This window comes from Streptomyces indicus, from assembly GCF_900100315.1.
Taxonomy (GTDB): Bacteria; Actinomycetota; Actinomycetes; order Streptomycetales; family Streptomycetaceae; genus Streptomyces; species Streptomyces indicus.
Map to the genome: position 1 here is coordinate 14,516 of NZ_FNFF01000015.1, position 13,049 is coordinate 27,564.

Consider the following 13,049-nt stretch of genomic DNA (forward strand, 5'->3'; position numbering starts at 1 on the left):
CGACAACGGGGGACAGCATGCGGGGGAAGCACAAGCTGGCGCTGGCGGCGGGGGTGGTCGTCCTGGCCGCGGCGCCGACGGTGTACGTGTTGCAGGAGCGGGCCGAGGCGGCCGAGCGGGAGGCGCTCGAGCAGGCCGTCGAGGAGCTCTTCCAGGCGGAGGCCGACCGGGATGTCGCCGGGCGTACCGAGCTGGTCGAGCCCGACCGCGTCTGGCAGAAGTTCGACGCCGAGGCCGTGGGCTTCGATGTGACGCGGGACGGGTCCCGCGCCACGGTCGATGTCACCCAGACGGTGACCATGTACACCACGGACCGGCGCGGCGGCGACCTCCGCGCCGAAGTGCCGTCCGTGGCGACCCGCATCCTCGTGTTCGAGTCCGTCGACGGGGACTGGCGGATGGTCGAGGACGTGACCGAGCGGGAGCTCGCGGACTGAGGGGCGAGGCTGCCTCCGCCACTGAGGCTGCGTCCGCAACTGAGGCTGCCTCCGCCACTGAGGCGAGGGCTGCCTCCGGCAATCAGGACGGCAGGAGGCGGCCCGCACGGCCGTGCCTCACGGATCGTCGATCTCCACCTGCGGCGCATGGTCGTGCCAGGTGCAGAAGACCGAGACCTCGCGGTTGCCCTGGGTGAAGGTGACGCGGATCCAGTCCTGCTGCGGCTGCTTCCAGATCTGCATCTGCCAGCCGGTGTTGGGCGTCGCCGAGACCAACTCGGCGGAATCGGCGTGGATTTCGAAGACGACGCGGCCGCCCGAGACGTTGTAGCCCTTCACGTCCCCGGCCGGCGAGGACGAGGCCGAGGGGGACGAGCCGGACGACTTGCTCGGCTTGCTGCTGCTGGAGGAACCTCCGGAATCACTGCCACCGGTACCGGCGGATTTCGGCGGTTCATCCGAGGTGGTGCCTTCGTTCGAAGAGCCGGACTTCGAGGGCTGCTTGGGGCGCTGCGTGGAGGAGGACGCCTTCGGATCGGTCGCCTGCTGTGTCGTCTCCTGCGAAGCGGTCAGCGGGAGGGCCTTCGGCGGGTCGTAGGCCGTCCCGGACATGACTGTGTGCACCCCCCACCAGGACAGCGTCACGGCTGCCCCGGTGGCGCATGTCCACGCCGCTGCATGTGCCAGCCCGGTATAAGTCCTGTGCATCGCGGGCCATCCTGCCCCATGAGGCCCACGCGTGTCCCGGGCGTCCGGGAATGCCGGTGCCATGACCGGCGTCCCCCGTATGGCGTACGGTGCGGGCCATGGCAAGTGTGCTCGTGGTCGAGGACGACCAGTTCGTACGCTCGGCCCTCATCCGGCATCTGACCGAGGCCTCGCACACCGTGCGCAGCGTCGGGACGGCCCTGGAGGCGCTGCGCGAGGTCGCTCATTTCCGCTTCGACGTGGTGATTCTCGATCTCGGTCTGCCCGACCTGGACGGGGCCGAGGCGCTGAAGATGCTGCGCGGGATCACCGACGTGCCTGTGATCATCGCCACGGCGCGCGACGACGAGGCGGAGATCGTCCGGCTGCTCAACGACGGCGCCGACGACTACCTGACCAAGCCCTTCTCGGTCGAGCACCTGTCGGCCCGGATGGCCGCCGTGCTGCGCCGCGCCGGCTCCGGCGGCGCGGGCGAGGCCGCGGTGTCCAGCGTCCTGCGCGTGGGCGGGCTCGCCATCGACCCGCTGCGCCGCCAGGCCTCGCTCGACGGCACCACCCTCGACCTCACCCGGCGCGAGTTCGACCTGCTCGCCTTCCTCGCCGGCCGGCCCGGCGTGGTCGTCCCGCGCAAGGAGCTGCTCGCGGAGGTCTGGCAGCAGTCGTACGGGGACGACCAGACCATCGACGTCCATCTGTCCTGGTTGCGCCGGAAGTTGGGTGAAACCGCCGCGAAGCCCCGTTATCTGCACACTCTGCGCGGTGTCGGAGTGAAGCTGGAGCCCCCGCGGTGAGGTGGGCGCTCGTCAAGGTGTGCCTGGCCGTCACCACGATGGTCGTGGTCGCCTTCGCGGTCCCGCTGGCCCTGGTCATCAAGGAGATGGCGAGCGACCGCGCGCTCTCCAACGCCGAGCGGCAGGCGGCCAACATCGCGCCCACGCTCTCCATCACCACCGACCGCGACGAGCTCGACCGGGCCATCGCGATCACCGACGCGGGCGGCGAGGGCCGGATGGCGGTCCACCTGCCGGCCGCCGACGGGCAGCCCGCACGGCAGATCGGCGTGCAGCGCGCGACGGACGCCGACGTGGAGACCGCCCGCCGCAAGAGCCGCGCCTTCATCGCGCAGGCACCCGGCGGGTCCGTGCTGCTCCAGCCCACCGCCCTGAGCTCGGGCGGCAACGCGGTCGTGGAGATCTTCGTGCCCGAGGGCGAGGCCACCAACGGCGTCGGCACGGCCTGGCTGGTACTCGCGGGCGTGGGCGTCGCGCTGATCATCGGCTCCGTGGCGGTGGCGGACCGGCTCGGCGTACGGCTCATCCAGCCGGCCAAGCGCCTGGCCGGCGCCGCGCACGCGCTCGGTGAGGGCAAGCTGGGCGCGCGCGTGCCCGAGGAGGGCCCCACCGAACTCAAGTCGGCCGCGGTCGCCTTCAACTCCATGGCCGACCAGGTGGTCCAACTCCTCGCCAACGAGCGGGAACTGGCCGCCGACCTCTCCCACCGCCTCCGTACGCCGCTGACCGTCCTGCGCCTCAACGCCGCGTCCCTGGGCGACGGAGCGGCCGCCGACCAGACGCGCTCGGCCGTCGAGCAGCTGGAACGCGAGGTCGACACGATCATCCGCACGGCCCGCGAGGCCAAGCCGCAGACCGGGCACGGCCCGGGCGGCGGCTGCGACGCGGCCGAGGTGATCCGCGAACGCATGGCGTTCTGGTCGGCGCTCGCCGAGGACGAGGCGCGCAAGGTGCGGGTCGCGGGCGTGGACCGCCCCGTGCACATCCCGGTCGCCCGCGCCGACCTGGTCGCGTCCCTGGACGCCCTGCTCGGCAACGTGTTCCGGCACACCCCCGAGGGCACGGCCTTCGCGGTCGACGTGCACAGCGGCGAGGACGCGGTGATCGTCCTGATCTCGGACGCGGGCCCGGGCATCACCGACCCGGAGGCCGCCCTGCGCCGGGGCGGCGGCTCGGGCGAGGCGGGTTCGACCGGGCTCGGCCTGGACATCGTCCGGCAGATGGCCGAGTCCACGGGCGGAGACCTGCGCATCGGCTCCTCGGTCCTCGGCGGTACGGAGATCCGCATCTGGATCCAGCTCGACGACCGCCGCCCCACCGAGGGCCGCCGCAGGCACCGGGGGCCGGCGGTCCGCCGCCGCAGGAAGGGACAGCCGGCGAGCCCGACCGGCGTGTGACGCCGGGACGCGAACGGACGGGCGCGGCCCGGCCGGGTCCCCCGATCCGGCCGGGACGCACCCTTTCCCCCGCTGTCCCCCCGTCGGCCACCGCACGCAGCACGTCCCGGCGCGCCCGCACCTCACCCGACGCCCGCGCCTCCTCACTCCACGGGAGGCAGCACCCCTTCCCGTGCCGCCTGCCCGTACCAGCGCGCGCTCGACTTCGGGATGCGCGCCTGCGTCTCGTAGTCCACGTACACCGCGCCGAACCGCTTGCTGTAGCCGTACGCCCACTCGAAGTTGTCCAGGAGCGACCAGAGGAAGTAGCCGCGTACGTCCGCGCCCCGGCGGATCGCCTCGTGCACGGCGGACAGGTGGCTGTGCAGATAGCGGACGCGGTCCGGGTCGTGGACGCGGCCGTCCTCGCCGACCCGGTCCTCGAAGGCCGCCCCGTTCTCCGTCACGAAGAGCGGAACCCCGGGAGCCTCGGCGGTGTACTGAAGGAGAAGGTCGGTGAGGCCGGTCGGATCCACCGGCCAGTCCATCGCGGTCAGTTCGCCCGGCGCCTGGTGGAAGGCCACCTTGTCCGCGCCCGGCCAGGGGGAGTGGGAGCCGGAGTTGTGTCCGTCCTTGCGCGGGGCGTTCGGGTCGTCCGTGGCCGAGACCACCGCGGGCGCGTAGTAGTTGATGCCCAGGAAGTCCAGAGGCTGCTTGATGACGGCAAGGTCCTCGGGCCGTACGAAGGACCAGTCCGTGAGGTGGGAGGTGTCGGCGATCAGGTCCTGGGGATAGGCGCCCTTGAGCAGCGGGCCGCTGAAGATCCGGTTGGCGAGCGCGTCGATGCGGCGCTGCGCGTCCCGGTCCTCGGGCGAGTCCGTGAGGGGGCGTACGGCGCTGGGGTTGAGCGCGATACCGATCTTCGCGCGGGCCGGCAGCGCGGCCCGCAGCGCCTTCGCGGCGAGCCCGTGCCCTAGGTTGAGGTGGTGCGCCGCGCGCAGCGCCGCCACATCGTCGGTGCGGCCCGGCGCGTGCACCCCGGATCCGTAGCCCAGAAAGGCGCTGCACCAGGGCTCGTTGAGGGTGGACCACAGCTCCACCCGGTCGCCGAGCGCGCCGGCCACGATCCCGGCGTACTCGGCGAACCGCTCCGCCGTGTCCCGCTCCGGCCACCCGCCGCCCGCGCTGGACCCGCTCGGGAAGGCGGTCTCCAGGTCCTGCGGCAGGTCCCAGTGGTAGAGCGTGGCCATCGGCGTGATGCCGTGCTCGAGGAGTTCGTCGACGAGGGCGCGGTAGAAGTCGAGCCCGCGCTGTACCGCGGGCCCGCGCCCGGTGGGCTGCACGCGCGGCCAGGAGACGGAGAACCGGTAGGCGCCCAGGCCGAGTTCGGCCATCAGGCGCACGTCGTCGCGGAAGCGGTGGTAGTGGTCGCAGGCCACGTCACCGGTGTCGCCGCCGAGCACCTTGCCCGGCGTCCGGCTGAAGGTGTCCCAGATGGACGGGGTGCGCCCGTCCTCCTGCGCGGCCCCCTCGATCTGGTACGCGGCGGTGGCCGCGCCCCACAGGAAGCCGGGCGGAAATCCGGCGGAGCCGGTGGCGGCCGGCGCTGTCCCGGGGATGGTGGATGTCTCTGCTGCGGGCACGGGAGCGCTCCCATTCTTGGTACGGGAAAGGGGAGTTGAGGAATCGGGTCAGGGGAGGGCGGGCGTGCGGAGGCGGCGTGGGCCGAGCGGGCTCAGCCCTTCACCGCCCCCTGCATGATCCCGCCGACGATCTGCTTGCCGAACACGACGAAGGCGATGAGCAGCGGCAGGGTGCCGAGCAGCGCGCCCGCCATGATCACCGACTGGTCGGGGATGTACCCGCGCCCGAGACCGGTCAAAGCGACCTGCACGGTCGGACTTCCGTTCTGGGTCAGGGCGATGATCGGCCAGAAGAAGTCGTTCCAGGCCTGCACGAAGGTGAGCATCCCGAGCACCGCCATCGCGGGCCGCGCCGCCGGGAACACCACGTGCCACAGCACGCGCCAGCTGCTCGCGCCGTCCACGCGCGCCGCCTCGACCAGCTCGTTCGGCAGCGCCTGCACCAGGTACTGGCGCATGAAGAACACCCCGAAGGCGCAGACGAAGAACGGGAAGATCACCGCCTGGAGCTGATCGGTCCAGGACAGCTCGGCGATCAGCATGTACAGCGGTACGACGCTGAGCTGGGGCGGCACCATCATCGTGGCGATCACGAAGAAGAGCAGGAAGTTCTTCCAGCGGAAGCGCAGTTTGGCGAAGGCGAACCCGGCCAGCGTCGAGATGAACACGGTCCCGGCGGACGCGATGGTCGCCACGATCGTGGTGTTGAGCAGGGCCGTGCCCATGTTGGCGTCGGTCCAGGCGATCTCGAGGTTCCGGAAGAGATTGCCGCCGAACCAGAAGGGCGGCGGGGTCTGCGCGAGCCGCTCGTTGTTGCGCGAGGCCGCGATCGCCGTCCACACCAGCGGGAACAGCGAGAGCACCGTCACGACGATCAGGACGAGATACGTCCACTTGCCGCCGTACAGGGTCTTGCCGGCCTTGCTCTTGCGCGAAGGCGCCTTCACGGGACGGCTCTCGAGCTGACCCGTGGGCACCTTGTCGGTGACGGTGGTGCTCATCTCAGGCCCTCCCTTCGTTCTTGCGCAGCCGGCGCGCGAGCAGCCAGTTGACCGCGGCGATCACCAGCAGGATGAGGAACATGGCCCAGGCGATGGCCGAGGCGCGGCCCAGATGCAGGTTCACCCAGCCCTGCTCGTACAGATAGAGCCCGAGCGTCTGGAACTGGTGGTCGGGGCCGCCGGTCGGCGAGGCGCCGTCGTTGAACAGCAGCGGCTCACCGAAGAGCTGCGTGGCTCCGATCGTCGAGACAACGCAGGTGAACAGGATCGTGGGCCGCAGCGAGGGCAGCGTCACATGCCAGAACTGCTGCCAGCGCGAGGCCCCGTCGAGGGCCGCCGACTCGTACAGGTCGTTGGGGATGGACTGCATCGCGGCCAGATAGATCAGCGCGTTGTACCCCGTCCAGCGCCAGATCACGATCGTCGAGACCGCGAGCTGCGAGGTGAACGTGCCGTTCTTCCAGTCGATGTTGTCGATCCCGACCAGGCCGAGACCCCAGTTGATCATCCCGTAGTCGCGCCCGAAGAGGAGCACGAACACCAGCGTCGCCGCGGCCACGGAGGTGGCGTACGGGGTGAGCACCGCGACCCGGAAGAACCAGGAGCCGCGCAGCTTGTAGTTGAGCAGATGCGCGATCCCGAGGGCCATCACGAGCTGCGGCACGGTCGACAGGAGACCGATCGTGACGGTGTTCTTCAGCGCGTTCCAGAAGAATTCGTCACCGAGCAGCCGCGTGAAGTTCTTGAACCCGATCCACTCCATGTTGTTGGGATCGGTCAGGGAGACCCGGTGCAGAGAGGCCCAGCCGGTGTACAGGAGCGGGAAGAGCCCGAAGGCGAGGAAGAACAGGAAGAACGGCGCGAGGAACGCGTAGGGGCTGTACTTCATGTCCCAGCGGTAGCGCCGGCTGCGCCACGCACGCGCCTTGAGCTCCTTCGCACCCGGCTCCTGCGGGGGAGCCTTCGGTACGCGCGGGGCCGCGGCCCCCTCCCCCTGGGGGGCCGCGGTGGTCCGGTACTGATTCGCCATTTACTGATCCAGCGCGTTGTCGATCGACTTCACTGCCTTGTTCCAGGCCTCATCCGGGTCGGTGCCCTTCTGGTCGACCTGGAGCATGCCCACGTCCGCGAGGTTCTGCGCGATGATCAGGTCCTTCGGGCCCAGGATCTGGACGGGTGCGTCCAGGGCGGCCTTCGAGAAGATCTCACCGATCGGCGCGTTGTCGAAGTACTCGTGCTTGGCGTCCTTGACCGCGGGCAGCTCGTAGGCGGCCTTGGCGCTCGGGAAGCTGGCCCGCTCGGTGAAGAACTTCGCCTGCTGCTCGGGAGCCGTCAGCCACGCGGCGAGCTTCGCGGCCTCCTCCTTGTTCTTGCCTGCCTCGGGCACGACGAGGAAGGAACCGCCCCAGTTGGAGGGCTTGGGCGCGGGGGCCACGTCCCACTTGCCCTTGGCCTTGTCGCCGCCCTTGTCCTGGATGTAGCCGAGCATCCAGGCCGGGCAGGAGATCGTCGCGAAGTCACCGTTGGAGAAGGCCTGGTCCCAGCCGGGCGTGAAGCTCTGCAGCTTCGCCGACAGACCCTCCTTCGCGAACTGGGCCGCGAGGTTCCAGCCCTCCTTCACGATCGGGTTGGTCTTGTACGCGACCTCGCCGTTCTCGTCGTAGAAGCGCTTCTCGCTGCTGCCGTGCACCGCGGCCATCACGTTCGAGGCACCGTCGACGAAGGCGGCGTCCTTCACCTTCGCCTTGAACTGCTTGCCGACTTCGAGGTACTTGTTCCAGTCGCCGGCCCACAGCGCGCCGACCTTCTCGCGGTCGGTGGGCAGCCCGGCCTTCTCGAACAGGTCCTTGCGGTAGCAGATGCCCTGCGGTCCGACGTCCGTGCCGAGGCCGACCGTCTTGCCGTCCTTGCTGGTGCCCTGCTGCCACTTCCAGTCCAGGAAGTTGTTCTTGTCGACGCCCTCGACCTTGCCGAGGTCCATCAGCTTGTCGGCCTGGGTCGCGGTGACCTCGGCGATGTTGTTGACCTCGACGGCCTGGATGTCGGCGAGGCCGCTGCCCGAGGCGAGGTGGGTGAGCAGCTGCGGGTAGTAGTTCTCGTTCCGCTCGATCGAGGTCTGCTCGATGACGATGTTCGGGTTTTCCTTCATGTACTGGTCGTAGAGGCCGGCCTCCTTGAGGCCGAAGGCGCCGAACACACCGACGGTGATGGTGGTCTTGCCCTTGGCGTCCTTCTTGCCCGAGCCTCCGGAGGGCTCCTTCGAGTCCTCGGCGCAGCCGGCCAGCAGCCCGGCGCCCAACGCTGCGACGGCCGCGATGACCAACGCGTGACGGGACGTTCGGTGCCTCATGCGCATTGCGTCCTCCTAGTGCCCTGACGTGCCGACTCCCGGCCAACTCTCTCGTGCTGTGGGGGGATGCAGCGTGCGGCTCGGGCGGGAACGTGCGGGTTGTGTAAGTGCCAGGTACGGTGGGAGCGCTCCCATGTGTGATGAGTTGAAGAGTCCCGGCTGGGCCCAGGGGTGTCAAGGGACCTGACGGACGGAGTCGATTCGGTTATCCGGCTGTTAGTTTTCGCCCGGGTGGCCGAAGTTTCGGACAGCGGCGCAAGGGGCCATACGGTGATCACGGGCGCACCGCGGCCCGCGAGGCGATGGGGAGGCAGGGATGACGATCCGTCTGGGGAGGCACGTATGACGATGCGTCAGCCTCGGGCAGGAGGCCGGGCCAGGAGCGGGGGGCGGCCCACGCTCGAAGAGGTCGCGGCCCGCGCCGGCGTCGGCCGCGGCACGGTCTCCCGGGTGATCAACGGTTCGCCTCGCGTCAGCGAACGGACGCGTGCCGCCGTCGAGGCGGCCGTGGCCGAGCTCGGCTATGTCCCGAACACGGCGGCCCGCGCGCTCGCCGCGAACCGTACGGACGCGATCGCCCTGGTCGTTCCGGAGCCGGAGGGCCGCTTCTTCGCCGAGCCCTACTTCTCCGACATCATCCACGGCGTGGGGGTCGCACTCGCCGAGACCGAGGTGCAGCTGCTCCTGACGTTTGCGAGCAAAGCCCGTGAACGACAGCGCCTGGCCCAGTACCTGGCCGCGCAGCGGGTCGACGGCGTGCTTCTCGTCTCCGTGCACGCGGACGATCCGCTGCCCGACCTCATCGAGCAGCTGGACATCCCCGCGGTGGTCTCCGGCCGCCGCTCGGCCTCCGAACCCCTGACCTCCGTGGACTCGGACAACTACGAGGGCGCGAAGGCGGCCATCGACCACCTTCTCTCCCGCGGCCGCACCCGGATCGCCACCATCACCGGCCGCCTGGACGTCTACGGTGCCCAGCGCCGCCTCGACGGCTACCGCGCGGCGCTCACCGCGGCGGACCTGCCGGTGGACGAAACCCTCGTCGTCCCGGCCGACTTCACCGAGGGCGGCGGCCGCCGCGCGATGACGGAGCTGCTCTCCCGCCGCCCCGATCTGGACGCGGTGTTCGCGGCCTCGGACGTGATGGCCTCGGGCGCCCGGCAGATCCTGCGCGAGGCGGGCCGCCGTATCCCGGACGACGTGGCCCTCGTCGGGTTCGACGACTCCGCGATCGCCCGCCACATGGACCCGCCGCTGACCAGCGTGCGCCAGCCCATCGAGGAGATGGGCCGCGAGATGACCCGCCTCCTGCTGGAGGAGATCGCCTCGGTGGGCGCCCACCACTCGCCGGCCTCGCGCCTCCTGGCCCGCGAACAGCTGGTGCTGCCCACGGAGTTGGTGGTCAGGGCGTCGTCGTGACGTGGCGTGCGGCGGAAGGCCAGGCCTCGTGATGACCTTGCCGTACGGGGGCCCTTGACCTCAACCGAACTTGAGGTACGAGGCTGGGGCCATGACGACGACACCGCGCACCCCGGACACGACCTCATCCCCCGCTGCCCCGGACCACGGCACCCTGCTCCTCTTCCGCAACACGATGCGGATCACCGAGGGGCACCTGGACGCCTTCCGTGCCGCGATCGCCCGCGCCGTGGACTTCGCGGAGCAGCACGGTCCGCAGCTGATGGTGCAGACGTTCATCGACGAGGAGCGGCTGCTCGCGCACAGCTTCCAGCTCTACGCGGACTCCGACGCGGTCCGCCTGCACTGGAAGCTGGCCGACCCGTACATCCGGGAGGTGATGGAGCACTGCACCGTGGAGGGCTTCGAGGTCTTCGGCACCCCGGACGCGGACGTCACGGAGGGCATCCGCGCCGCGGTGGCGCCCCCGGCCACGCTCACGTTCGCGCCGCGTATCGCAGGCTTCGTCCGCTTCGACTGATCCGTTCGCTTCGGCGAGAAGGCGGCGCAGACCTCGTAGAACCCACGACTCCGCACCGTGCGCCTACGAGCCGCCGGCGGCACCCGCCAGAAACCCGCCCAGCCGCGCCGGATCCACATTCCCGCCGCTGAGGATCACCCCGACCCGCCGCCCCCGCAGCTCCTCGGCCCGCTCGCGGGCGGCCGCGAATCCCAGACACCCCGTCGGCTCCACCACGGTCTTCATCCGCGAGGCGAACATCCGTACACACTCCACGAGTTGATCGTCACTCGCGGTGAGCACCTCGGTCACCCGCTCGAGGATGACGGGAAAGGTGTGCCGGCCCAGGTGCTGGGTCTGGGCGCCGTCGGCGATCGTCCGGGGTGTGTCGATGTGCACGATCTCGCCGCGCCGTACGGACTGCTGTCCGTCGTTCCCGGCCTCGGGCTCGACCCCGTACACCGCACACTTCGGCGACAGCGCGCCCGCCGCGAGCAGCGTCCCGGACAGCAGCCCGCCCCCGCCCAGCGGCACGAACAGCGCGTCCAGCTCACCGACCTCCTCGAAGAGCTCCTTGGCGGCGGTGCCCTGCCCGGCCATGACGTGCGGATGGTCGTACGGCGGGATCAGGGTGAGCCCGCGCGCGTCCGCCAGAGCCTGCCCGATCTCCTCGCGGTCCTCGCGGTAGCGGTCGTACGACACGACCTCGGCCCCGTATCCGCGCGTGGCCGCGACCTTCGCCGCCGGGGCGTCGTGCGGCATCACGATCGTGGCGGGGATGCCGAGCAGTTGTGCGGAGAGCGCGACGGCCTGCGCGTGGTTCCCGGACGAGTACGCCACGACCCCCGCCCGCCGCTGCTCCCGGGAGAACTGCGACAGCGCGTTGAACGCCCCGCGGAACTTGAACGCCCCCATCCGCTGCAGATTCTCCGCCTTGAAGAACACTCGCGCCCCGAGCTCGGCGTCGACCAGCCGCGAGGTGAGCACGGGGGTCCGGTGCGCATGCCCGGCGATCCGCTCGTGGGCGCGTACGACATCGTCGTACGTCGGCCCCTCCGAAAAGTCTTCGGACTCCGCTCCAGAAGGCAAGGTCATACGGTCAGTCTCCCAGGCCCTCGCCCGGCCGGCGGTCCGAGGATCAGCCGCCGGCCGCCGCCGAGCCGTTGGCCCTGTGGGACAGCACCCGTGAGCGGCTTGCCCAGGGACGCGTCGCGAGGCGAAGGCCTCGCAGGCGTCAGAGCTGAGAGCTTCTCGTGGCGCGAATTAACCCTCGGTGACTGAAAAATGAGTTGAGTGGCAGGGCGGCGTTCAACGCGTGTAAGGCGCAGGTGGCCCGCCTGATCGGGTCGAACGCGCCGCTGAGCGCGCCCCTTTGTGAGACCTTGACCAACTCTCTGTGGCGCCTGGGGCCGTTAGAGGAGATCGACGCGGGTGATCTGAACAAGGAGCCGGGCTGGACCCGGATCACTCTGAGTGAGGAGAACCCATGGGTGTCACTGACACCATTCCGCTTGATCGGCGTCTGCGGCAGCAGACCATCCCCGCCGAAGGGCACCACCGCCGGGTCCGCGGACTGCGGACCGAGATCCACGACATCGCCGATCAGGTGATCACCAAGGGCAAGTTCCACTACGGGCCGCAGACGGCACGTCTGGAGGCGGCCCTGCGTGAAGCCTGGGGCGGTCACCCGGTGGCCACGACATCCTGCACCCAGGCGCTGATCCTGGCGCTGGAGGCGGGCGGCGTCGGCCGTGGCGACGAGGTCATCGTGCCGGCGGCGACGTTCGCGGCCACCGCCTTCGCGGTGCACACCGTCGGCGCCGTCCCGGTGATCGTGGACGTCGCCGAACCGACCCTCACGCTGTGCCCGCAGGCCATGGAGGCGGCGATCACGCCGCGCACGCGCGCTGTCATCCCCGTCCACCTGCACGGCCACATGGCGGACATGCCGGCCATCAACACCCTCGCCCGCAAGCACGACTTGGTGGTGATCGAGGACTGTGCCCAGGCCCCCGGCGCCACCCTCGACGGGCGCGCCGCCGGCACCTGGGGCGACTACGGCTGCTTCTCCTTCTGGGTCGGCAAGTCCATGGGCGGCCTCGAAGACGCCGGAGCCATCATCACCACGACCCCGGAGCGCGCCGACCTGCTGCGGCAGCTCACCAACATGGGCCGCAGCAACACCGACCGCCACACCCACCACCACCGCGGAAGCCGCGCCCGGCTCGGTGAGCTCAACGCCGGCATCGTCGCCGTCGAACTGGACCTCCTGCCCGGCTGGGTCGAGCGCCGCAACGCGATCGCCGACCACTACAACCGGCAGTTCACCGATCTGCCGCTCATCCTTCCCCGCGCCCAGAAGGGACACCGGCACGGCTACTACAAGTACGCCATCGGCTGCGATGAGCTCCCGGAGCTCGCGGACCACCTGGCGAGCCGGGCCATCGAGGCGGAGCAGGTCTATCCCTACGTGCTTCCCGACCAGCCGGCCTTCAAGGGCATCGAGCACCGCAACCACGCCACGGAGCGCTCGATGACCGCGACCCGCCGTCTGTGCCTGCCCGCCTATCCCGAACTGACCGACGATGAGGTCGAGCGCATCACGCAGGCCGTGCTCGACTTCTACGCCCAGCGGTAGCCCTGCACCCGGCCCTGGTACTCGAGGGCGGACAGGGTGGGCCGGAGCCATGGACGCTGGCTCCGGCCCACTCGTCATTGTCTGCCCGCGTGAGCGCCGGCGAAATCGGCGTGGCGCGCCGCCGGCCGTGAGCCCTGCGGATCCCCGGCCGGTCCGGCACAGCCGCGTCCTGCGGTCCGACGGGGAA

At 70.4% G+C, this 13,049-nt stretch carries 12 protein-coding genes; 6 read left to right on the top strand and 6 right to left on the bottom strand.

Features of this window, described 5'->3' with window-relative positions; all coding sequences use genetic code 11:
- The first annotated feature begins 17 nt into the window (after positions 1 to 17).
- Complete coding sequence (locus BLT97_RS28625) at positions 18 to 437, top strand: hypothetical protein (RefSeq protein ID WP_093615289.1); 420 nt, start codon at positions 18 to 20, stop codon at positions 435 to 437.
- Between the two features lie 117 nt (positions 438 to 554).
- On the opposite strand, the gene BLT97_RS28630 is transcribed toward BLT97_RS28625, so the two are convergent.
- Complete coding sequence (locus tag BLT97_RS28630) at positions 555 to 1,145, bottom strand: hypothetical protein (protein ID WP_093615291.1); 591 nt, start codon at positions 1,143 to 1,145, stop codon at positions 555 to 557.
- A gap of 98 nt (positions 1,146 to 1,243) precedes the next feature.
- Between BLT97_RS28630 and BLT97_RS28635 the strand changes: the two genes are divergently transcribed.
- Complete coding sequence (locus tag BLT97_RS28635) at positions 1,244 to 1,936, top strand: response regulator transcription factor (protein ID WP_176953922.1); 693 nt, start codon at positions 1,244 to 1,246, stop codon at positions 1,934 to 1,936.
- The gene (locus tag BLT97_RS28640) at positions 1,933 to 3,333 is read left to right on the top strand and encodes a HAMP domain-containing sensor histidine kinase (RefSeq protein ID WP_093615295.1); all 1,401 of its coding nucleotides are present in this window, start codon (positions 1,933 to 1,935) and stop codon (positions 3,331 to 3,333) included. The genes BLT97_RS28635 and BLT97_RS28640 overlap by 4 nt, the downstream gene beginning before the upstream one ends.
- Before the next feature lie 143 nt (positions 3,334 to 3,476).
- Here BLT97_RS28640 and BLT97_RS28645 read toward each other — a convergent pair whose 3' ends face one another.
- The 4 genes from BLT97_RS28645 to BLT97_RS28660 all read right to left on the bottom strand — a co-directional run bounded on the left by BLT97_RS28645 (position 3,477) and on the right by BLT97_RS28660 (position 8,312).
- Positions 3,477 to 4,931 (bottom strand): GH1 family beta-glucosidase, encoded by a 1,455-nt coding sequence (locus BLT97_RS28645; protein ID WP_093615556.1) that lies wholly within the window; start codon positions 4,929 to 4,931, stop codon positions 3,477 to 3,479.
- Between the two features lie 116 nt (positions 4,932 to 5,047).
- A complete protein-coding gene (locus tag BLT97_RS28650; protein WP_093615297.1) occupies positions 5,048 to 5,956 on the bottom strand; it encodes a carbohydrate ABC transporter permease in 909 nt (302 codons plus the stop codon).
- Position 5,957: 1 nt separating this feature from the next.
- Positions 5,958 to 6,986 carry a carbohydrate ABC transporter permease gene (locus BLT97_RS28655; RefSeq protein ID WP_093615299.1) on the bottom strand — a complete coding sequence of 343 codons (1,029 nt, stop codon included), beginning with the start codon at positions 6,984 to 6,986 and terminating at the stop codon, positions 5,958 to 5,960.
- On the bottom strand, positions 6,987 to 8,312 hold the full coding sequence (locus BLT97_RS28660) for an ABC transporter substrate-binding protein (RefSeq protein WP_093615301.1): 1,326 nt from the start codon (positions 8,310 to 8,312) through the stop codon (positions 6,987 to 6,989). It lies immediately after the preceding gene.
- A gap of 336 nt (positions 8,313 to 8,648) precedes the next feature.
- Here BLT97_RS28660 and BLT97_RS28665 point away from each other — a divergent pair, with 336 nt between their 5' ends.
- Complete coding sequence (locus BLT97_RS28665) at positions 8,649 to 9,725, top strand: LacI family DNA-binding transcriptional regulator (RefSeq protein ID WP_425442774.1); 1,077 nt, start codon at positions 8,649 to 8,651, stop codon at positions 9,723 to 9,725.
- A gap of 91 nt (positions 9,726 to 9,816) precedes the next feature.
- Complete coding sequence (locus BLT97_RS28670) at positions 9,817 to 10,245, top strand: hypothetical protein (RefSeq protein WP_245769592.1); 429 nt, start codon at positions 9,817 to 9,819, stop codon at positions 10,243 to 10,245.
- Positions 10,246 to 10,308: 63 nt separating this feature from the next.
- Here BLT97_RS28670 and BLT97_RS28675 read toward each other — a convergent pair whose 3' ends face one another.
- Positions 10,309 to 11,319, bottom strand: coding sequence for a threo-3-hydroxy-L-aspartate ammonia-lyase (locus BLT97_RS28675; protein ID WP_093615303.1), 1,011 nt, complete (start codon positions 11,317 to 11,319; stop codon positions 10,309 to 10,311).
- 391 nt (positions 11,320 to 11,710) lie between these two features.
- Between BLT97_RS28675 and BLT97_RS28680 the strand changes: the two genes are divergently transcribed.
- The gene (locus BLT97_RS28680; protein WP_093615305.1) at positions 11,711 to 12,862 is read left to right on the top strand and encodes a DegT/DnrJ/EryC1/StrS family aminotransferase; all 1,152 of its coding nucleotides are present in this window, start codon (positions 11,711 to 11,713) and stop codon (positions 12,860 to 12,862) included.
- Positions 12,863 to 13,049: the final 187 nt, after the last annotated feature.

What these genes read in the sequence shown, in the direction of transcription:
- BLT97_RS28625 (WP_093615289.1), top strand. Translation starts at nt 18, where the DNA reads ATGCGGGGGAAGCACAAGCTGGCGCTGGCGGCGGGGGTGGTCGTCCTG.
- BLT97_RS28680 (WP_093615305.1), top strand. Translation starts at nt 11,711, where the DNA reads ATGGGTGTCACTGACACCATTCCGCTTGATCGGCGTCTGCGGCAGCAG.
- BLT97_RS28665 (WP_425442774.1), top strand. Translation starts at nt 8,649, where the DNA reads ATGACGATGCGTCAGCCTCGGGCAGGAGGCCGGGCCAGGAGCGGGGGG.
- BLT97_RS28670 (WP_245769592.1), top strand. Translation starts at nt 9,817, where the DNA reads ATGACGACGACACCGCGCACCCCGGACACGACCTCATCCCCCGCTGCC.
- BLT97_RS28675 (WP_093615303.1), bottom strand. Translation starts at nt 11,319, where the DNA reads ATGACCTTGCCTTCTGGAGCGGAGTCCGAAGACTTTTCGGAGGGGCCG.
- BLT97_RS28635 (WP_176953922.1), top strand. Translation starts at nt 1,244, where the DNA reads ATGGCAAGTGTGCTCGTGGTCGAGGACGACCAGTTCGTACGCTCGGCC.
- BLT97_RS28660 (WP_093615301.1), bottom strand. Translation starts at nt 8,312, where the DNA reads ATGCGCATGAGGCACCGAACGTCCCGTCACGCGTTGGTCATCGCGGCC.
- BLT97_RS28655 (WP_093615299.1), bottom strand. Translation starts at nt 6,986, where the DNA reads ATGGCGAATCAGTACCGGACCACCGCGGCCCCCCAGGGGGAGGGGGCC.
- BLT97_RS28630 (WP_093615291.1), bottom strand. Translation starts at nt 1,145, where the DNA reads ATGCACAGGACTTATACCGGGCTGGCACATGCAGCGGCGTGGACATGC.
- BLT97_RS28650 (WP_093615297.1), bottom strand. Translation starts at nt 5,956, where the DNA reads ATGAGCACCACCGTCACCGACAAGGTGCCCACGGGTCAGCTCGAGAGC.